Origin of the sequence: Roseateles depolymerans, assembly GCF_003387155.1 — a bacterium.
Taxonomy (GTDB): Bacteria; Pseudomonadota; Gammaproteobacteria; order Burkholderiales; family Burkholderiaceae_C; genus Roseateles; species Roseateles depolymerans.
In genome coordinates this window covers 617,103-637,274 of sequence record NZ_QUMT01000003.1, presented here as the reverse complement: position 1 = coordinate 637,274, position 20,172 = coordinate 617,103, and the positions used below count along the sequence as shown (strand labels likewise).

Sequence of the window (20,172 nt, the reverse complement as noted above, 5' to 3'; positions counted from 1 at the left end):
CTTTCAACAGCCTTTAAGCTTCGGGCCCGTTTGCGGGAGTAGGGGCTCCTGTCTAATGGGGCGCATGGCGGCCTGAAGGCTGCTGGCTGCCGATTCAACCCCTGTCGAATTCAGATCCCGATTCGCGATGGTTCGCGATAGGTCGCGATGGAGAACCCGCATGAGTGAACACAACGACGGCCACGGCCTGAGTCCTGCCGAAGCGGCGCTGCGTGAGGCTGCGCTGGACTATCACCGCCTGCCGACCCGCGGCAAGATTGCCGTCACGCCGACCAAGGCCCTGTCCAACCAGCGCGACCTGTCCCTGGCGTATTCGCCGGGGGTGGCGTATCCGTGCCTGGACATCGAGAAGGACCCGACCCTGGCGGCGGAGTACACCTCGCGGGGCAACCTGGTGGGAGTGATCACCAATGGCACGGCGGTGCTGGGCCTGGGCGACATCGGTCCGCTAGCTGCCAAGCCGGTGATGGAGGGCAAGGGCTGCCTGTTCAAGAAGTTTGCCGGCATTGATGTGTTTGACATCGAGCTGGCCGAGCGGGACCCGGACAAGCTGGTCGAGATCATTGCGGCGATGGAGCCCACGCTGGGCGGCATCAATTTGGAAGACATCAAGGCGCCGGAGTGCTTCTACATCGAGAAGCAGCTCAGCGCCCGGATGAACATTCCGGTCTTCCACGACGACCAGCACGGCACGGCCATCATCTCCAGCGCGGCGCTGCTCAACGGCCTGGAGCTGGTGGGCAAGGACATTGGGGCGGTCAAGGTGGCGGTGTCGGGCGCGGGCGCTGCGGCCATTGCCTGCCTGGACGTGATGGTGGGCCTGGGCGTCAAGCGCGAGAACATCTTCGTCGTGGACTCCAAGGGTGTCATCCAGACCGACCGTGCCGATGCGTCCAAGCTGGACGAGTCCAAACGCCGGTACTGCCAGACCACGCCGGCCCGCACCCTGGCGGACGTGGTGCAGGGGGCTGACGTCTTCCTGGGCTGCTCCGCTGCGGGCGTGCTGACCGGTGAGATGGTGGCCACCATGGCCCGCCAGCCCATCATCCTGGCGCTGGCCAATCCGGAGCCGGAGATCCGTCCGGAGCTGGCCAAGCAGGCGCGGCCGGACTGCATCATGGCCACGGGCCGTTCGGACTATCCGAACCAGGTCAACAACGTGCTGTGCTTCCCCTACATCTTCCGCGGCGCGCTGGACTGTGGCGCCACCAAGATCACCGAAGCCATGAAGCTGGCCTGCGTGCGCGAGATTGCCGCGCTGGCCAAGGCCGAGACACCGCCGGAAGTGGCGGCGGCCTATGCAGGCCAGGAGCTGGTCTTCGGCCCGGACTACATCATTCCCAAGCCCTTTGATGCCCGCCTGATCTTGCGTATTGCGCCGGCGGTGGCCAAGGCAGCGGCGGAGTCCGGCGTGGCCACGCGGCCGATCCAGGACATGGACGCCTACCGCGAGCAGCTCTCGCGCTTCGTCTACCAGACCGGCATGTTCATGCGCCCGGTGTTTGCTGCGGCCAAGGCCTCGCCGGCCCGTGTCATCTATGCGGAAGGCGAGGACGAACGCGTGCTGCGCGCCGTGCAGGTCGCGCTGGATGAAGGCCTGGCCCGTCCCACGCTGATCGGACGTCCGGAAGTCATCCAGATGCGCATCCAGCGTGCGGGCCTGCGCCTGAAGCTGGGCGAGGATGTGGCCGTCATCGACCCCGAGAACGATGCCCGCTTCCGCCAGTACTGGGAGGCGTATCACCAGATCATGGGCCGCGAGGGCTTCACGCCGGAGATGTCCAAGTCGGCGGTGCGCCGCTCCAACACCACCATTGGGGCGCTGGCCATCCACCTGGGCGATGCGGACGCCATGATCTGCGGCCTGGTCGGCCGGTTTGACTCTCACCTGGAGCATGTCAACAACCTCATTGGCCTCAAGCCCGGCGTGCGCAACTTCGCCACCATGAATGCGCTCATGCTGGACCAGCGCACCCTGTTCATTGCCGACACCTTCGTCAATGACGACCCGGATGCCGACCAGCTTGCAGAAATTGCGGCTCAGGCGGTGGACGAGCTCAAGCGCTTTGGCCTGCCGCCCAAGCTGGCCTTCCTCTCGCATTCGATGTTCGGTTCCAGCAAGCGGCCGTCGGCGGTGAAGATGCGCGAGGCGCGTGACCTCTTCGTCGAACAGCATCCGGACGTGGAATGCGACGGCGAAATGCATGGTGACGCCGCTCTTTCCGAGGACGTGCGTCACACCTTCCTGCCGGACAGCACCCTCAAGGGCGAGGCCAACCTGCTGGTGCTGCCGACGCTGGATGCGGCCAACATCCTCTTCAACGTGCTGAAGATCGTCGGCGGCCAGGGCGTCACGGTGGGCCCCATCCTGCTGGGGGCGGCGCGTCCGGTGCACATCCTGACGCCGTCGGCCACGGTGCGCCGCATCGTCAACATGACGGCGCTGGCGGTGGCGGACGTCCAGGCCAACCGGGCGGCCTGACTGTCTGAGGTTCGCACGGGGAGCCGCGCTTGCCGGTTCCCCGTGTTGGAAACCCGCTGGTAACCTTCAGGAACCTCTCGCCGACCTGGATGCGATCCATAATCGGCTGCTGTAACTAAATTTCAGACCGAGACAACGCCATGTTCCGCGCCACCAAGATCGTCGCTACCCTGGGTCCTGCATCTTCTTCGCCGGAGGTGCTGGAGCGGATGATTCAGTCGGGGGTGGACGTGGTGCGTCTGAACTTCTCGCACGGCAAGGCGCAGGATCACATTGACCGTGCGCGTCTGGTGCGGGAAGCGGCGGCGCGGGCCGGCAAGGAAGTGGCCATCATGGCCGACCTGCAGGGCCCCAAGATTCGGGTGGGCAAGTTCGAGAACGGCAAGATCGAGCTGATCAACGGCACGCCTTTTGTGCTGGATGCCGACCGTACCGAGCTGGGCAATGAACAGTGCGTGGGCCTGGACTACAAGGAACTGCCGCGCGACGTGAAGCCTGGCGACACCTTGCTGCTCAATGACGGCCTGCTGGTGCTGACGGTGGAGTCGGTGCGCGGCTCGCAGGTGCACACCATCGTCAAGCAGGGCGGTGAGCTGTCCAACAACAAGGGCATCAACAAGCAGGGCGGCGGCCTCACGGCGCCGGCTCTGACGGCCAAGGACATGGAGGACATCAAGACGGCGATGTCCTTCCAGTGCGAATACCTGGCGGTGAGCTTCCCCAAGAATGCCACCGACATGGAAATGGCCCGGCAACTGGCCAACGTGGCGGGTGAGCGCTGGCGCCACAAGCCCGGCATGATTGCCAAGATCGAGCGCTACGAAGCCATTCCGCACCTGGAAGCCATCCTCAAGGCCAGCGACGGCATCATGGTGGCGCGGGGCGACCTGGCCGTGGAAGTGGGCCATGCGGCGGTTCCGGCGCTGCAAAAGCGCATGATCCGCATGGCGCTGGAGCTGGACAAGCTCTGCATCACGGCCACGCAAATGATGGAGTCCATGATCGTCAACCCGGTGCCTACGCGTGCGGAGGTGTCCGACGTCGCCAATGCCGTGCTGGACGGCACCGATGCGGTCATGCTGAGTGCCGAGACGGCCGCGGGCCGCTTCCCGGTCGAGACCATCGAGCAGATGGCCAGCATTGCGCTGGAGGCGGAGAACGCCGAATTCGTGAGCCTGGACACTGACTTTGCCAACCGGCAGTTTGGCCGCATTGACCAGTCCATCGCCATGGGCGCGCTCTTCACTGCGCACCATTTGGGCTGCAAGGCCATCGTTGCGCTGACCGAGTCGGGTTCGACGGCACTGTGGATGAGCCGTCACCGCATCCATGTCCCGATCTATGCGCTGACATCGCAAGTGCTGACCCACCGCAAGATGGCGCTCTACCGCAATGTCACGCCGGTGCTGATGCCCAACTTTGATGACCGTGACCAGGCCTTGAAGGCGGCGGAAGAGCTGCTGGTCGCGCGCGGCGTGCTCAAGCCGGGAGACACCTACGCGATCACCTGCGGCGAGCCGATGGGCTACCCCGGCGGCACGAACATGCTGAAGGTCTGCCGCGTCGGCTGAGCCAGAGAGCCGAGACGCTGGACGCCAAGCGAAAGCCGCCAACCGCTAACCTCCAAAACGCTAACGGCTAACGGCTAACGGCTAACGGCTAACGGCTAACGGCTAACGGCTAACGGCTAACCGCTGACTGCTGACTGCTGACTGCTGACTGCTGACTGCTGCGCGCTGACCCCTGTTGTTTCCTCCCAAGGCTGAAGGTCTTGAAGGGGGGAGTTTTTCCCCGAGTGTGCGCTGAACGGGGAAGGGAAGCGGGATGGGGGCGGGCTGGGGGTTGCGTGGGAGGAGCCGAGGAGCGGAGGAAGTCGGGGGCGCGCGGAGCGCGCATCAATGACTAGCTAGAGGGACCGGCTGTTTGAGCGTAGCGAGCCGAAGGTGAGCGAAGCGAGTTGGGCCCGCCCCGACTTCCGAGCACCGCAGGGGAGTCTTGAGGGCTTTGCCCTCAAGACCTCCGGACTCGCAACCCCCAGCCCGCCCCCATCCTGCTTCCTCGCTCGGCCCCCCCAGCGCGCCGTGACAACTCCCCCCCCGCCGATCCACGCCAAAAACACGACCGTTCGAACACCGCTTCAAACGTTCTTCACCGCCTCCACCAACGCAGCGACCCTGGGCGACATATTGACCGGCACGAGTTCCACTTCCTGATGCGCTTTAGCGAACACCCGAAACAGCTCATCGGCGAACGCATGCCCGACATCCTCGACGCCAGCGAAGTCGACTTCAGCGCGTTTGAATTGAGGCAACCGGGTGGCCACACGGCGCGCTTGGGCGCGGGAGTCGAGCATCTGACCTGGCCCGACGACGAGCTGAAGCATGACGCGTGTCTGATCGAACGCGATGCCGGAGCCGTCGATGCTCCACTGACCGAGGACTTGATCGAGGGTTCGGGAGGTGTCCAGAGAAACGGCCATGTAGATGGAGCTTCCCTGACGCGAAAGCCCGCGCCCGGGTTGCCAGGCGTTGCCTTCCCAGGCGCGTCGCTGGAAGGCTTTTCCGTTGGCATGGATATCGAACACATCCGCCAACTGCGAACTGAAGAACAGCCCCCGCCCGGTGTGGGCCTGAGGCTGGGTCGTCAGCCGGCCCTTGCTCAATTCGAGCATCGCATGCTGAGCATCGGTCAGCTCGTAGGTGCCGCAGATCTTCTCGAACACTCCGCATCCATCGTCCGACACCAGCAACTGCGCATGCCGCGGCGTCTGCCGCAGCGACACCGTCACGCTCGTCCCGCCGCTGTGATCAATCGCGTTGTTCACCAGCTCGGTGAAGGCATGCTGCACCATCCGCTGCACATGCCGGGGGAAATCAAAGTGGGGCGCGAAATCCCGTTGCCAAGCCACGTCCTCCTGCAACTGGTGCAGCGTGAAGCTGCGCACCACCTGCCGCAGCGGACCGGGGGCGTACATCGGACGCCGTCCCGTCCCACTGCGCACCAGCCACTGGGCGTCCACCAGCCGCTTCAGCGCCGCCTGCGCCGCCCGCCGACTCGCGCCGGTGCGCTCCTCCACATACGAGGCCAGATCCAGCCCATGTTCATTGGCAGCGGCGGTGATCCACAACGTCAACTGGTCCAGCACAAGACGGGTCATGAAACTCCACGAATGACAGCTTGGGGCGAAGGCACGAAGTTTGCTCCCCCTGGTCCGCAAGCCTACCGGCGCCGCTTGTCGGTGTGCAAGCGCACAGACCCCCGTTCCAGGGGCGACTGTGAACGCGGCTCCTCCATGGCTCGCAGCACTTGTTTGGGGGACGTTACAGCTGCCGACACAGGGACCTCACAGGGGCTGGCTAGAATCGTTGCAGTTACGGCGTGGTTACATCGCCTGCCCCCGGGTGCGTCCACGCCTCAAGAATTATTCACTTCTCCGGAGAACTCTCATGGCACTCGTCTCGATGCGCCAACTGCTGGATCATGCCGCTGAACAGGGCTATGGCATTCCTGCATTCAACGTCAACAACCTGGAGCAAGTCCAGGCGGTGATGGCGGCGGCTGACGAAGTCAACGCCCCGGTCATCCTCCAGGCCAGCGCCGGCGCCCGCAAATATGCCGGCGAAAGCTTCATCAAGCACCTGATCCAGGCGGCAGTCGAAGCGTATCCCCACATCCCCCTGGTCATGCACCAGGATCACGGCCAAACCCCGGCCATCTGCCAGGGCGCCATCGACCTGGGCTTCAGCTCGGTCATGATGGACGGCTCGCTCATGCCCGACGGCAAGACGCCCGCCTCCTTCGAGTACAACATCGACGTGACCCGCCAAGTGGTGCAACTGTCGCACCGCGTCGGCGTGACCGTCGAAGGCGAACTCGGCTGCCTGGGCTCCCTCGAAACCGGCATGGCCGGTGAGGAAGACGGCATCGGCGCCGAAGGCGTGCTGGACCATGCCTCCCTGCTGACCGATCCTGAAGAAGCGGCGCAATTCGTCAAGGCCACCGGTCTGGATGCGCTGGCCATTGCCATCGGCACCAGCCACGGCGCCTACAAATTTACCCGCCAGCCCACCGGCGACATTTTGGCCATCAGCCGCGTCAAGGAAATCCACGCCCGCATCCCCAACACCCACCTGGTCATGCACGGCTCCTCCAGCGTGCCCCAGGACCTGCTGGAGATCATCCGCCAGTACGGCGGCAACATGAAGGAAACCTACGGCGTGCCAGTGTCGGAGATCCAGGAAGCCATCAAGTATGGCGTCCGCAAGATCAACATCGACACCGACATCCGCCTGGCCATGACCGGCGCCGTCCGCAAGTTCCTGCATGAGAACCCGGAAAAGTTCGATGCCCGGGAGTGGCTCAAGCCGGCCCGCGAAGCGGCCAAGCTGATCTGCAAGCAGCGCTATGTGGAGTTTGGCTGCGAAGGCCAGGCCGGCAAGATCAAGCCGCGCAGCCTGGCGGACACCGCCAAGGCCTACGCCAGCGGCGAACTGGCCCAGGTGGTGCAGTAAACCGGCGCGCGGCGACGTGGCCCACCTCTTCGTCTACGGCTCGCTCATGTGGGCCGACATCATGGCCCGGGTCTGCGGACCCGACGCCGCGCCCGCCCATCCCCCGCAGCCGGCCCGACTGGCGGACCATGCGCGCCATCCGGTCCGCGGCCAGGACTATCCCGGCCTGCGTCCCCACACCGGCGGCGATGTCTCCGGCTGCGTCTACCTGGACCTGCCCGAGGCCGCCTGGCCCCGGCTCGATGCCTTCGAAGGCGACGACTACCAGCGCAGCGAAGTGCTGATCACCGGCCCGGACGGCCTGCCCCTGCGGGCCTGGACCTATCTCTTCAAGGAAGACCGGGCTGCCGCCCTGGAGCCCGGCGCGTGGGATGAAGCGCGCTTTGCCAGCGAGGGCAAGGCCCGCTTCATCGAGCAGTATGCGGGCTTCGACGCGACCAAGCCGCCCACAGCCGGCTGACCGCCCCCCCAGAACCACAAGCGCGGATCTCGGACCTGACGCAGAACTTCCCTAGAATCCCGAAGTTCTCCCGCACCAGCCTCGCACTGCCCTGTGCGCACCGTCCATGACCGCCGCCCTGCATACCTCCTCCATCCGCTCCCTTCCCCTCCTTGCCCGCGGCAAGGTGCGCGAGAACTATGCCGTGGGTGAAGACCGCATCCTGATGATCGCGTCGGACCGCATCTCGGCCTTCGACGTCATCATGGACCAGCCCATTCCCGGCAAGGGCGCGTTGCTGACGCAGATGGCGCTGTTCTGGTTCGACAAGCTCGAGGGCATCGTCCCCAACCACCTCACCGGCGACGATCCGCTGTCGGTCGTGACGGCGGATGAGCAGGACCAGGTCCGTGGCCGCGCCATGCTGGTCAAGCGGCTCAAGCCCCTGCCCATCGAAGCCGTGGTGCGCGGCTACCTGGCCGGCAGCGGCTGGTCCGAATACAAGGCCAGCGGCACCGTCTGCGGCGTGCAACTGCCGCCCGGCCTGCAGAACGCCAGCAAGCTGCCCGAGCCCATCTTCACCCCGGCCACCAAGGCCGAGATGGGCGACCACGACGAGAACATCGACTTCGAGCGCTGCGTCGCCATCATCGGCCGCGACATGGCCGAGCGGGTGCGCGACATCGCCATCCAGCTCTACCGCCGTGCGGCTGATTACGCCTTGACCAAGGGCATCATCATTGCCGACACCAAGTTCGAATTCGGCCTGGACGCCGACGGCACCCTGACCCTCATGGACGAGGTGCTCACGCCCGATTCGTCCCGCTACTGGCCGGCTGAAAGCTACGCCGTCGGCAGCAACCCGCCCAGCTACGACAAGCAATTCCTGCGCGACTGGCTGGAGCAGGCCACCGTCAACGGCCAGCCCTGGGGCAAGGTGGCACCGCCGCCCACGCTGCCCGCTGACGTCATCACCAAGACTTCCGAGAAGTACCAGGAAGCGCTTGAACGGCTGACACGCTGAAAGCGCAACGGCCATGGACGCTCCCACACCCGCCTCCAGCGCCGCCACCGCGGCCATCAAGTCGCGACTCTTCAAGCAGCTGGACCAGCAGGTCGCCGCGGCCCCGTCGCCGATGGCATCGGTCGGCCCGCGGGCCCGCCGGGCCATGCAACTGGCCCGTCACGGCGCCCTGTCGGAGGCGCGTGAAGCGCTGACGGTGCTGCACCAGCTGTCCTTCCAGCATCCCCATGCGGACATCGGCGCCTGGCTGCACCTGGCCGAAGGCCTGATGGCCTACTACAACGGCTTTGCCCTGCAGCCGGCCCAGGAGCGCATCCAGCGTGCCCATGTGATCGCCTCCACCCATCCCGGGCTGGAAGAGGTGCAGGTGCTGGCCGATGCCTGGCTGACGCAACTGGCCTTTGTGCGGCACGAGCTGGACGGGCTGATCCTGCATGCGCGTCGCTGCCTGTCGCTGGCGCGGCCCGACGTGGACCACGGCGCTCTGGCGCGGCTGGGCATGGCGCTGGGCGTGTCCTGGCATTTCACGGGGGAGAGCGAAACGGCCCAGCGCTGGTACCAGCAGGCCCGCCGCCACGCCACGGCCGAAGGAGACGACACCACCTTGTCGGCCCTCATGTACAACATGGCGGCCATGCGGGTGGCACAGCTGCGCCGCGAAAGCCTCAGCGGGGCGGTGCGGGTGCAGGAAATGCTGCTGAGCGTCGATTCGGTCGATCACTACGACGCCGCCGTCGGCGCAGCCATGATGAACGAGCTCACCCCGGTGCTGCGCGCCCAGGTGCTCACCGTCGAAGGTCGCTTCGAGGAGGCGCGGCAGCTGTATGAACAGCACCTGCCGCAGGCCATGTCACTGGGCCTGGAGCGGCTGGGCAGCAGCCTGCTGTCCGATGTGGCCTGGTGCCGTGCCAACAGCGGGCAGCCGGACCTGGCGCTGCTGCAGGCCCGCGAGGCCGAGATCGAACTCGATCCGCGCTGCGACCTGGACGACCAGGCCATCACCCACAGCCGGCTGGCCCAGGTCTACCGCCTGCTCGGCGAGACGGCGGATGCGCAGCGCCATGAGGCCCTGGCCACCGAGGTGTGGGGCCAGTTTGCCGCCCATCAGCGGCATTGGCGTGAGGCATTGACGGAGAGCGGGCTGACGGGATGATCGGCTGACGGGACGGGTCCAAAGGGGCGTGCTGTCAACGGATAGTCTGCCGGCAGCCGTCGCCTAATCGGGCAACCAGCATAGCGCCGAGGCCGGCACTGCCAGCCGCAGCACCTGCCCGGGTTCAGGCAACGATGCATGATGGTCGCACCAGACGGTGAGGGGACGCGGATGCTGAGACGCGGCCGCTGACGCTGCCGTTGCCGTTGAAGCTGACGCAACGCCAGCGTCGCCCCACCGTTCGCATCCCTCCAGCAGCAGCTCCATCGCCACCCGCTGCTGCCCCCAATACACCGCCTGCAGCCGTGCCTGCAGGCGCAGTGCATCCTCCGGCCACGGGATGCCTGCGGGCAGCCATTGCATCGCCTCGATGGGCGCCAGCCACTGCCCGCTCTCCCGTCGCCACGCGCCCTCCAGCCCGCGAGCGTCCAGGCGATTGAACACGCCCAGGAAGTCCGCCACCGCCACCGTCGCCGGCTCCCGCCACAAGGTACGCGGCGACGCGCACTGCACGATCCGACCCCCCAGCATCACGGCCACCCGGTCCGCCAGTTCGAAGGCCTCTTCCCGGTCATGGGTGACGATCAGGCAGGACTGCCCCAGGGCCCGTTGCAGCTGACGGAACTGCCGCCGCAGCGGCAGCCGGAAGTGCTCATCGAGGGCCGAGAACGGCTCATCCATCAGCAGCAGTCGCGGCTGCGGCGCCAGCGCGCGGGCCAGCGCGACCCGCTGCCGTTGCCCGCCGGACAGCGCCGCCGGCAGGCGCGACGCCAGGGCCTGCAGATCGACCATCGCCAGCAAGGCCTGCGTGCGCGCGGCCACGGCCTGCGGCTGCGCGCCCCGGGCCCGCAGGCCGAAACCGATGTTCTCCTGCACGCTCAGGTTGGGAAACAGCGCGTAGTGCTGGAACATCATGCCGATCTCCCGCGCCTGGGCCGGCCAGTCGCTGACGTCGCGCCCGGCGATGTGGATGCGTCCCCCGTCCAGCCGCTGCAGGCCGGCGATGCTGCGCAGCAGGCTGGTCTTGCCGCAGCCCGAGGGACCCAGCAGCGCGACCACCTCTCCCGGCGCCAGGCGCAGGCTCACGGCGTCCAGCACCGTGCGACCTCCCAGGCTCAGGCAGGCCTCGTCCACGTGCAACTGCATGTCGGCATCGGGGGATGTGGAGGGCGCCTGGTGCGGCGTATCGGCCATCAGTGTCATGTCGTGGAGCGAGACGCGCCGGCGCGCGTGCGTTGAAAGGAAGTGAGCAGGCCCGCCAGCGCCATCAATGCGGCCATGCCGACCAGCACCAGCGTCATCAAGGCCGCCGCCTGGTGACCGTTGACGTTGCGCAGGCTGTTCATCAGCGGTTGCAGCAGTTCCTGCTCGCCGCCCAGCAGCAGGTTGGCGATGGCAAATTCCATGGCCGCCGTGACCCAGGCCAGCATCAGCGCCGCCAGCAGGGCCGGTGCCAGCAGCGGCAGCAACACGCGGCGCAGCAGATGCGCATCGCTGGCGCCGAGCGTGCGTCCGGCTTCCACCAGCGCGGCGGCCTGCAGCTGATGCAGGGCCGACTGCAGCGTCTTGTGCACCAGCGGAAACAGGGTGGGCGCGACCACCGCCGCGTACACCAGCGGCGTGGGCAGCCAGGCGCCCAGACGCCCCACAAACAGCTCCAGCGCGCTGATGGCGATCACCACCGGCGCGATCGCAAAGGGCAGCAACGCCAGGGCGTCCAGCAGGCGCAGCAGCCCGCCGCCTTCCCCATGCGCGCGTCCACCGCGACGCCCGCTGCGACGCCCACCGCCGGAACCCGCGCCTGCCAGCTGCGCGCCAAGCACGGCGGGCACCGTCGCCAGCGCGCCGCAGGCCAGGGCCAGCACGGCGCTGGCCAGTGCGTAGGCCGCGGTCCGGGCGGCGGCGCTCTGCACCCGCGGGTCCGTCGCCGCTTCGGTGAGCCAGCGCAGCGTCGGGTGCTCGGGCCACAGGTGCTGGTCCCAACGCTCGCTCAGGCCATACAGCAGCAGCGTGATCATCGGCACCAGGATCAGCACCAGCAGGATGATCAGCGCCAGGAAAGACCAGGACGGCCCCCTCCATCGGCGCAGGGTCCTGTCCGGCGTCCTGCTCATGACGTGCCCTCCAGCAGACGGCGGCAGCGGGCGGCGGCCCACCGGCTGGCCGCCAGCATCACCGCCATCATGCTGAACAGCAGCAGCGCCAGCAGCGCCGATAGCTCCGGCTGGGCGAAGATGTCGCCGCTGACCAGCGACGCCATGCGCACCGCCAGCACCTGAGCCGACGTGCCGGACAAGGCAAAGGGCGTGGCAAAGGCCGCCGCGGCATTGGCGAACAGCAGGCCGAAGGTCTCCACCAGGCTGGGCAGCAGCAGCGGCAGACCGACGCGTCGCCAGAAGAGTCCGTCCGGCGCGCCCAGCGTCGCGGCAGCTTCCTGCAGCGAGCGGTCCATCAGGCCCACCGGTGCCACCAGCAGCAGCGTCGCCAGCGGCGCCTGGAAGCAGACGTAAGCCAGCAGCAGGCCGCCCATGCCCTGCAGATCCAGCCGCAGCGGCCAGCCCATCGCGTCCGCCGCCAGAGGGATCACGCCCTGCGCCCCCAGCAGCACCATCAGCGCCATGGCCAGCGGCACGCCGGACAGGTTGGCGCCCAGGCTCGCCAGCGCCGAGAGGGCCGGTCGCGCGCCGGGACGCTGTCGCAATGCCACGGCGCTGCCCAGTCCCAGCAGCAGGCCCAGCAGGGCCGAGACCGTCGACAGCCACCAGGTGTTCCAGGCGGCGCGCAGGTATTCATCGTCCGCGACCAGTTCGGCCAGGGCGCAGCCGGCCTCCTGCTGCGCACAGTCCGACAGCAGCAGCCCGGTGCGCCATACAAACGGCAGCACCAGGGCGCCGCCCATCAGCAGCATCAGCGGCAGGGCCCATCCCACGGCGGCGCGACGAGTGAACATGATGCGGATCAGCGCGGGCCGTCTGCCGCGCCGAGGTAGTCCAGGACCCAGCCGGCGATGTCGGTCTGGCGCTGCGGCAGGGGAATTGCCAGCGGGTCCCAGTGCGTGGCGATCTCGGTGCTGTCGGTGATGTCGGTGCTATCGCTGCTACCGGCGGTACCGGCGCTACCGGCGCCAGGGCCGCTTGAGCCGCTCTCGCCAGCCTCGCCGGCCGGGTGAGGCACCCAGATCAGCGGCACGAGCCGCTCCACCGGCAAGGGGCCACCATGCATGCGGTCCGCATTCATGCCGTGGTCGCTGGTGAGCAGCAGGTCGTAGCCGGCCGCATGCCAGCGGGGCAGCAGTTGCGACAGCAGCATGTCGAGCTTGCGAGCACTCATGGCATAGGCGGGCGACTCCGCCCCATGCTGATGGCCGGCCAGGTCCGGGCCCATCGGATGAATGAACAGCAGCGACGGCGCATGCTGCTGCCGCAGCGACTCGGCATCCGCCAGCAGATGGCTGTCCGGATAGTCGTCTTCCCAATACCAGCGGGCGCCGACGATGCCGGTGCCCGGCGGGAGCGCGTCGCGATGGCGCAGCGGATCAAACACCTCGCCGCTGAGCAGCTCATGGAACCAGTGATAGGCCGCTACCGCGCTGGTGAGTCCCTGGGCGTGCAGACGCTGGAACAGATGATGCGGCAGAGCCTGCCCGGCCTGTCCGTTGCCCAGGATGCCGTGCACCAGCGGCGGCTCCCCGTTGATGACCGTGGCATAGAGCGGTCGTGACAGGCTGGGCAGCTCGCAGCGCAGCTCGCAGGCGCGCGCGCGGCCCGCTTCCTGCAGCGCCTGCAGATAGCCCATGTAGTCCCGCGCCGTGTCGGCCCTCAGGCCATCGGCCAGCAGCAGCACCAAACGGCGCGGCAGCTCCGCGGAAGACGCGTTCACCGCCCGGCTCCCAGCACCTCACGTTGCCAGGCACGGGGCAGCTTCTTCACTTCCTCGGTCCAGACCGTGGGTTTTAGCGCGCGGGCCTTGGCATATTGCGCGGCAGGCAGCAGCGTGGCGGTCACGTCGGCCGGCAGGCTGAGATGGTCGATGCGGATGGGGCGTGCATGGCCGCGCGCCAGGTGCAGTTGGCCGGCATCGCTGAAGATGAATTCGCGGGTCAGTTGCGCCGCGTTCGGATGCGGCGCATAACGGTTCAGCAGCGTCGTGTAGCCGCTGGTGACCGAGCCGTCCGACGGGATCAGCACCTCATAGTCGGCCGCATTGGGCAGCTTCTTGCGGTAGCTCAGGGCATTGAAGTCCCAGAGCAGGAAGACATCCGCCTCTGCGCGTTCCATCAGTGCCGGACTGCCGTTCACATGCACCAGCCGGCGCTGCGCCGACAGCCGGGCGAAGGCGGCCAGGGCCGGCGCCAGGCGGGTCTCGTCTCCACCCAGGGCGATGGCCGCGGCCAGCACGGCGGCATTGGACTGCGCAGCGCGCCCCACCTCGCCGACCAGCACCCGCGCATCGCTGGCCAGCAGGGCCTGCCAGCTGCGCGGAATGTCCTTGACGCGGCGGCGGTTCACCGCGAAGGCCAGCGTGCCAGTGTAGGCCAGCGCCCAGTGGCCGTCGGCATCCTTGGCCCAGTCCGGCACCTGCGCCCAGGTGGAGGGCTTGTAGGGCCGCGTGAGGCCTCGCGCCTTGGCAATGGGGCCGAATTCGAAGCCCACGTCGCCGATGTCGGCCGTTGCATTGCTGCGCTCGGCTTCCATCTTGGCGATCTCTTCTGCGCTGCTCATGTCGGTGTCGACATGCACCAGTCCGTACAGGCGCTGCAGATCCGCCCACACCGCACGCCAGTTGGCCCAGTCGTCCGGCATGCCCAGGCTGTGGATGCGTCCCTCCTGCCGCGCGCCGGCGATCAGCGCCTGCAGCGCGGGCGAGGCCGACGTGGCCTCGCCGGGCTGGGCCCGCAGCAGGGAGGGCAAGGCGCCGCCCAGCAGGGCAGGCGCCGCATGGAGCAGGTGGCGACGGGACAGCATGGCGCTCATGGCAGGCGATCGGTGGAAGGCGCAGGCCCGGCGGTGGGCAGGCGCAGGGAGGACAAGGCCAGCGTCCGGGTGAGCCGGGGCTCTCCCTGCTGGTCACACAGCGAGAAGCGCAGCTGCAGGTCGGCGCCGTCGGCTTCGAGGTCGAGCAGGCCGAAGTTGCAGGCGGCCAGCACCTCGGACTGGCGATTGCGGTTGGGCGTGGGGATGTTCCAGACCTCGGTCAGCCCGCTGGAGGTGGCGTCCCAGAGCGGATAGGCGTCCGGCACGTCCAGGCGCGACATCTCCGCGTAGTGCATGTCCCCGCTGAGGAAGACCACGCCGTTGGCGCCGGTCTCCTGGATGAGGCGGATCAGCCGCTCCCGCTCATGCGGAAAATTTGCCCAGCATTCCCAGCCGCTGCCCTCGGCGGCGAACTGGACGCTGGAGCCGATCAGGCGGATGTCCGCCGGCTCCCGCAGACAGGCTTCCAGCCAGCGCCACTGCGCCTCGCCCAGCATGGTGGCGCTGGGGGAGGGGTCGGGCACATACCAGCCGGTCATCGGTTGGCCGCTGAGCTTGGCCCGCAGCACCATGGCCCCGTAACTCGACTTGAGCCGCGGGTCGTTGGTCAGCGCGCTGCGGTTGAAGCGCAGGTCGGGCAGGATGACCTGCACGCGGCGGCCCGCCACCTCGTAGTGGGAGTGGGTGTAGATGCCGTCATTGCGGCGGCGGGGGGAGTCCGCCGGCTCATTCCATGCATCGCAGAACAGCTGCTGGGACAGACGCTTGAGCGGATAGTCCGCGCCTTCGTCGTCATCGCCGAAATCATGGTCGTCCCAGATGGCGATGTGCGGCGTGTCGCGACGGAAAGCCTGCAGCGGCTCGACGGCCATGAACTCGGCATACCGCTGGCGCAGCGTGGCTTCGTCCCGGGCGTCGGCATAGAGGTTGTCGCCCAGGAAGATGAACAGGTCCGGCTGCGCGGCGCGAATCGCCTGCCAGATCGGCTGCGGCTTGCTTTGCTTCGCGCACGAGCCGAAGGCGATGCGCATGCGGGTGCGACCGGCGGCAGCGGGGCCACCGGGCTGCGAACCCGATGCCGCCGATGCCCCCGATGCCCCGGAGGCCCCCGAGGCCGCGCCCACGGCCACCGCCGGCGCTGGCGCAGCCATCGCCTGCCCCACCGCCGCCAGCGGGCTGGCGGCCAAAGAGCCCGCCAGCATCAGGCGGCGCCTGCTGAGGGGAAGGCGGTCCTCCCCCGTGCCTAGAGGCTTGCCGTCCATGTCAGAACTTGCCGGTGAGGGTCACGAAGACCTGGCGCGGCGCACCAGGCAGCAGCGTGGCGTAGGTGCCGGTGGGGTCGCTGTTGGTGAAGCCGTTGCTGCCGATGGTGGAGATGTAGTGCTTGTCCAGCAGGTTGTTCACACTGCCCTGCAGGCTGAGCTCGCGCAGCAGGCCCACGTTCTTCATGCGATAGCCGGCGGTGAGGTTCACCAGCGTGCGGTCCGGCACCGAGTTGTCGTTGGTGTAGGTGTAGTAGCGCTTGGACAGGTAGTCCACCCCCAGCGTGCCGAACAGCGCGCCGTCGTCATAACCCAGCTGCGACTTGAACATCGTGTCCGGCGCATCCGTCACCCGCTTGCCCTTGATGGCGACGGTCACGTTGTTGCTGACCACATCGTCCCGGTACTCGGCCTTGGACAGGCTCAGGCTGTTGTACCAGCTCACGGTGCTGCTCAGGCGGAAGGACAAGGAGCCTTCCATGCCGGTGGCCCGCACATTGCCGACGTTGGACAGCACGACCGGATTGCCCTGGATGCCGGAGCCCTGCTGCACGCTCAGCAGCCGGTCATGGAAGTTGACCAGGTAGGCGCTGACCGAGCCCTCATAACCGCGACCCCGGGTCCGCCAGCCGGCTTCGTAGGTGTCGGAGGTTTCCGGCTTGAGCGAACCCTTGATGGCCTCGAAACCAGCCGCGGTGGTGGCATAGGGCGAGGTGCCGGTGCCTGCGGCCTGGAAGGCGCGCATGTTCTTGGCCACGGTGGCGTAGAGCTCGTTGCTCTCGGTCAGGCGCCAGTTCACGCCCAGTTGCGGCAGGAAGCCCTTCTTCGCCGTGATCTTGCCGGACGGCAGGCCGGTGCCGCGCTCGAGCTGGCCGTCGGTGGCCACCCGCAGCGACTTGAAGCCGGCGCCCAGCGTCAGGTCGCGGGTCAGGGTCCAGGTGTCGGACAGGGAGAACTGGGTGGTCTTGGTGTTGAACGCGTATTGCCACTGCGTCAGGAACGGATTGCTCGGGAACTCGTAGACGCTGGGAATGGCATTGGGGCTGGCGGCGTAGAAGCGGCGGGCCTGGTCGAAGTCGTTGTCCTCGAACCAGACGCCGGCCTTGACCAGATGGTCGCCCAGCTCCATTTCCGCGTTGGAGACCACGCCCCAGCGGTGGATGCTGTATTCGGTGGTGCGCACCGACACGGGCGTGCCGTCCGGCGAGGCCTGGTAGGGCGTGAACCACAGGCCTGCCCCCTTGTTGTGGTGGTGGTAGACGGTGGTCTTCCAGGTGGTGTGGTCCGCCAGGCGCAGGTCCAGCGAGGCGCCGGCCAGCTCGTCATTGCGCAGGCCGGAGCCGGCGTAATAGGCGTCGTCGCAGGCGGCCACATAGGTGCTGCCGTTGGCGCCGCACAGGGTGTTGGCGGCCTTCACCGCGGCGGCAAAGTCGGGGTAGAAGTTGTCCCAGGTGTCGCCCTTGCTCTGGATCAGGGCCAGCGACAGATCCTGGTAGTCCACTTCCTTGCGGCGCGAGGTGTTCACGAAGGCGGAGACACGACTGTCGCCAATCGACTTCGTCCACTTCAGGTTCCACTGTTCCTGGCGCTGCTGGCCATCGCCCTTCCACTTGTCGGTGGACTGATTCGTGTAGCTGACGTAGGCCTGGCCGAAGGCGGTGGCGCCGCTGTCCAGGCGCAGGAAGGTGCGGCGGTCGGAGTCGCTGCCCAGGGTCTGCGAGACCCGCACGCCGAAGCGGTCGGACGGATCGGTGGAATAGAACTGTAGCGTGCCGCCCAGGTTGCTGGACGATGCGGCTTCCAGGGCGCCGGCGCCTTGCGACAGGGACGCGCGACCCATGTTCTCGCTGGAGATGGCACGGCTGATGTGCAGACCGTTGAAGTTGCCATAGGACATGTCACCTAGCGGCACGTCATCCAGCGTGAAGCCGACCTGGTTCTGCGAGAAGCTGCGGACGGTGAAGCGGGTGGACCACTCGTAGTTGCCCAGGCCGTCCGCGGCCTGGAAGTTCACACCAGGCAGGCGCGACAGCGTCTGCAGCGGGCTGGTGCCGGCCGGTGCGTTCTCGAATTCCGCCTGGCTCATGCTCTGCACCGAGCGGAGCATGCCGCGACCGACGCTCACGGTCACCCGTTCCAGCTCGGTGGCCGAGCTGCCGGCGCTGGTGGGGCTGCTGCCGTCGCTCGATTGGGCGAAAGCGGGCAGGGCATGGACCAGTCCCAGGGCCAGGACCAGCGTGGTGGGCATCAGCGGATGTTTCATGGTGTTCTCGGTGATCGGGGTGCGTTGCGAAAGACCGGGGGAGGTCATGGGCCGGCCAGCGCCGACGCCGCTGCGCACTCTCACAAAGCCTCAAGACAACACAACGACAACCACGCAAAAACACATCTGTTCGCTGGAAATCCACAACATCACAGAAAAATCCTCAAACTGTCATGAAACGGGCGTGTGGGGCTGCGCCAATGCAAGGTCCGCAACGCCAACGGCCCCGCCAGGACAGCCAGGAGACAGAGCCCGACATGTGGTCCCAGGAACGACACGACAGGATTCTTGCGATGCTCAGCGAGCGGCATCGCGTCACCACCGAGACGGCGGCGCGCGAGCTGGGGGTGTCCAAGGAAACGGTGCGGCGCGATCTGATCGAGCTGGAGCAGACCGGCAAGCTCAGCCGGGTGCATGGCGGCGCGGTGCCGGCGGCGGTGCCGGTGGAGGCCAGTTATGCCGAGCGTGCCCTCTCGCGCCAGCGCCAGAAACGCGCCATCGGACAGGTGGCGGCCGGCCTGCTGCGCTCGGGCAGCACCTGCCTGATCGATGCCGGCTCCACCACCCGGGCCCTGGCTCAGGTGCTGGCGCAGACGCCGGGGCTGACCGCCCTGCGGGTGATCACGAATTCAGTGGCGGTGGCCGACGCGCTGGCAGGGTCCGGCCACCATGAGGTGATGTTGCTGGGCGGGGACTATCACGCCGACCTGCAAGCCACCCTGGGCGCCTTCACCGTGGCCGAGATCGGCCGACACCGGGTGGACCTGGCCTTCATTTCACCGACAGCGCTGGACGCAGCGATGGGGGCCACCAGCTATCTGTGGGAAGAGGTGGCGGTGGCGCAGGCCATGCTCTCGCAGGCCCGTGGCCGCGTGCTGCTGGCCGATGCCAGCAAGCTGGGGCAGGGCAGCCGCATGCAGGTCTGCCGCTGCACCGACATCGATGTGCTGGTGACCGATGCCGACGCCGACCCGCAGGCGCTGGAGCGGCTCCGGCAGGCCGGGGTGGGGGAGGTGATGCGCTGACCGCCGGGCGGGCTGGCGTCAGAACAGCGCCATGCTCAGCTTGCGGCGGTACTGGTCCAGCAGCGGGTCGGCCGAGGCCACGGCGCTGGGGCCGGCCAGTTGCAGGCCGCCCTTGGTGTCGGCGGTCGCCGCATGGGCGGCCTGCGGCTTGGTCATCAGCTCGAGGATGGCCACGTAGGTCTTGCGGGCAAGCTGGTCGTTCCAGGTCTTGTCCCGCATGATGATTTCCAGCAGCTCATCCATCGCGCCGGTGAAATCGCGGCCGGCCAGCAGGCCCTGGGCCAGGGCAAACCGTGCGTCGAAGTCGCGCTTGTTGGCCGCGATGGCGGCTTGCAGGCCCGCCGGGTCCAGCCCCTGGGCGGCGCGCTCCGCGGCGGCGATCCAGGTGGCCAGCGCGGCAAAACGGGCATGCGGGGTGATGGTGTCCGCCGCGCGGTGGGCCACCGGCTCGAAGGCCGCCTTGGCGTCGTCCAGCAGGTCGGCTTCCAGCAGGGCGCGGACCAAGTCGAAGCGGGCGGTTTCGTTCGTGGGGTCGGCCTGCACGGCGGCGTGAAGCTTTTGCAGCGCGGCTTCGCTGTCGCCTTCTTCCATCAGGGCCTGCGCCTCGGCCAGGTCTTCCTCGGCTTCCAGCGCTTCGCCGGTGGGCACGTGGCGGTCCAGGAATTCGCGGATCTGCGCTTCCGGCAGGGCGCCCACGAAGCCGTCCACCGGCTGGCCGCCGACAAACATCACGCAGAAGGGAATGGAGCGCACGCCGAAGGCCTGGCTCAGCTGGGTGGCGATCTCCGGCTGGTCGTCGCTGTTGAGCTTGGCCAGCTTGAAGCGGCCGGCATAGGCGACTTCCAGCTTGTCCAGCATCGGGCCCAGCGTGCGGCAGGGGCCGCACCAGGGGGCCCAGATGTCCAGCAGCACCGGCTGCTGCATGGAGGCTTGCAGCAGGTCGGCTTCGAAGTTTTGCAGGGTGATGTCGGTCATGGCGGGTTCAACTTGGCCGCATAACGGCCCGATTCGGGAGGGGCTACAGGAGGACCGGGCAAGCC

The 20,172-nt window shown here is 67.7% G+C and carries 16 protein-coding genes; 7 read left to right on the top strand and 9 right to left on the bottom strand.

Translation table 11 applies throughout. The annotated features are described in order from the left end of the window. The first annotated feature begins 160 nt into the window (after positions 1–160). A complete protein-coding gene (locus DES44_RS16655) occupies positions 161–2,482 on the top strand; it encodes an NADP-dependent malic enzyme (RefSeq protein WP_058933647.1) in 2,322 nt (773 codons plus the stop codon). Between the two features lie 140 nt (positions 2,483–2,622). Next, the gene (gene pyk / locus DES44_RS16650; RefSeq protein ID WP_058933648.1) at positions 2,623–4,053 is read left to right on the top strand and encodes a pyruvate kinase; all 1,431 of its coding nucleotides are present in this window, start codon (positions 2,623–2,625) and stop codon (positions 4,051–4,053) included. 566 nt (positions 4,054–4,619) lie between these two features. Here the strand turns inward: pyk and DES44_RS16645 are convergent. Further along, a complete protein-coding gene (locus tag DES44_RS16645; RefSeq protein ID WP_058933649.1) occupies positions 4,620–5,639 on the bottom strand; it encodes an STAS-like domain-containing protein in 1,020 nt (339 codons plus the stop codon). 289 nt (positions 5,640–5,928) lie between these two features. Between DES44_RS16645 and fba the strand changes: the two genes are divergently transcribed. From fba to DES44_RS16625, 4 genes are all read left to right on the top strand, one after another. Further along, positions 5,929–6,993, top strand: a complete 1,065-nt coding sequence (fba, locus tag DES44_RS16640; RefSeq protein WP_058933650.1) for a class II fructose-bisphosphate aldolase — start codon at positions 5,929–5,931, stop codon at positions 6,991–6,993. Positions 6,994–7,009: 16 nt separating this feature from the next. After that, positions 7,010–7,453, top strand: a complete 444-nt coding sequence (locus DES44_RS16635; protein ID WP_198164887.1) for a gamma-glutamylcyclotransferase family protein — start codon at positions 7,010–7,012, stop codon at positions 7,451–7,453. A gap of 106 nt (positions 7,454–7,559) precedes the next feature. Continuing rightward, positions 7,560–8,456, top strand: coding sequence for a phosphoribosylaminoimidazolesuccinocarboxamide synthase (locus tag DES44_RS16630; RefSeq protein ID WP_058933651.1), 897 nt, complete (start codon positions 7,560–7,562; stop codon positions 8,454–8,456). A 13-nt stretch (positions 8,457–8,469) separates the two neighbouring features. Beyond that, on the top strand, positions 8,470–9,609 hold the full coding sequence (locus DES44_RS16625; RefSeq protein ID WP_058933652.1) for a hypothetical protein: 1,140 nt from the start codon (positions 8,470–8,472) through the stop codon (positions 9,607–9,609). A gap of 63 nt (positions 9,610–9,672) precedes the next feature. On the opposite strand, the gene DES44_RS16620 is transcribed toward DES44_RS16625, so the two are convergent. The 7 genes from DES44_RS16620 to DES44_RS16590 all read right to left on the bottom strand — a co-directional run bounded on the left by DES44_RS16620 (position 9,673) and on the right by DES44_RS16590 (position 18,107). Continuing rightward, entirely contained in the window at positions 9,673–10,812 is a 1,140-nt protein-coding gene (locus DES44_RS16620) for an ABC transporter ATP-binding protein (protein WP_083525277.1), read from the bottom strand. Then, positions 10,809–11,723, bottom strand: coding sequence for an ABC transporter permease subunit (locus DES44_RS16615; protein WP_058933654.1), 915 nt, complete (start codon positions 11,721–11,723; stop codon positions 10,809–10,811). Before DES44_RS16615 ends, DES44_RS16620 begins: the two co-directional genes overlap by 4 nt. After that, positions 11,720–12,559 (bottom strand): ABC transporter permease, encoded by an 840-nt coding sequence (locus DES44_RS16610; RefSeq protein WP_058933655.1) that lies wholly within the window; start codon positions 12,557–12,559, stop codon positions 11,720–11,722. Before DES44_RS16610 ends, DES44_RS16615 begins: the two co-directional genes overlap by 4 nt. Before the next feature lie 8 nt (positions 12,560–12,567). Further along, positions 12,568–13,488, bottom strand: a complete 921-nt coding sequence (locus DES44_RS16605; protein ID WP_058933656.1) for an alkaline phosphatase family protein — start codon at positions 13,486–13,488, stop codon at positions 12,568–12,570. Continuing rightward, on the bottom strand, positions 13,485–14,582 hold the full coding sequence (locus DES44_RS16600) for an ABC transporter substrate-binding protein (protein WP_232309911.1): 1,098 nt from the start codon (positions 14,580–14,582) through the stop codon (positions 13,485–13,487). The genes DES44_RS16605 and DES44_RS16600 overlap by 4 nt, the downstream gene beginning before the upstream one ends. Then, positions 14,579–15,784: an alkaline phosphatase D family protein gene (locus DES44_RS16595; RefSeq protein WP_058933657.1), complete on the bottom strand. Its 1,206-nt coding sequence runs from the start codon at positions 15,782–15,784 to the stop codon at positions 14,579–14,581. The genes DES44_RS16600 and DES44_RS16595 overlap by 4 nt, the downstream gene beginning before the upstream one ends. Before the next feature lie 61 nt (positions 15,785–15,845). Further along, a complete protein-coding gene (locus DES44_RS16590) occupies positions 15,846–18,107 on the bottom strand; it encodes a TonB-dependent receptor (protein ID WP_170156687.1) in 2,262 nt (753 codons plus the stop codon). A gap of 257 nt (positions 18,108–18,364) precedes the next feature. On the opposite strand from DES44_RS16590, the gene DES44_RS16585 reads away from it, so the two are divergent. Further along, complete coding sequence (locus DES44_RS16585) at positions 18,365–19,132, top strand: DeoR/GlpR family DNA-binding transcription regulator (RefSeq protein WP_058937152.1); 768 nt, start codon at positions 18,365–18,367, stop codon at positions 19,130–19,132. Between the two features lie 18 nt (positions 19,133–19,150). Here DES44_RS16585 and DES44_RS16580 read toward each other — a convergent pair whose 3' ends face one another. Then, positions 19,151–20,107, bottom strand: a complete 957-nt coding sequence (locus DES44_RS16580) for a tetratricopeptide repeat protein (protein WP_058933659.1) — start codon at positions 20,105–20,107, stop codon at positions 19,151–19,153. Positions 20,108–20,172 lie beyond the last annotated feature (65 nt).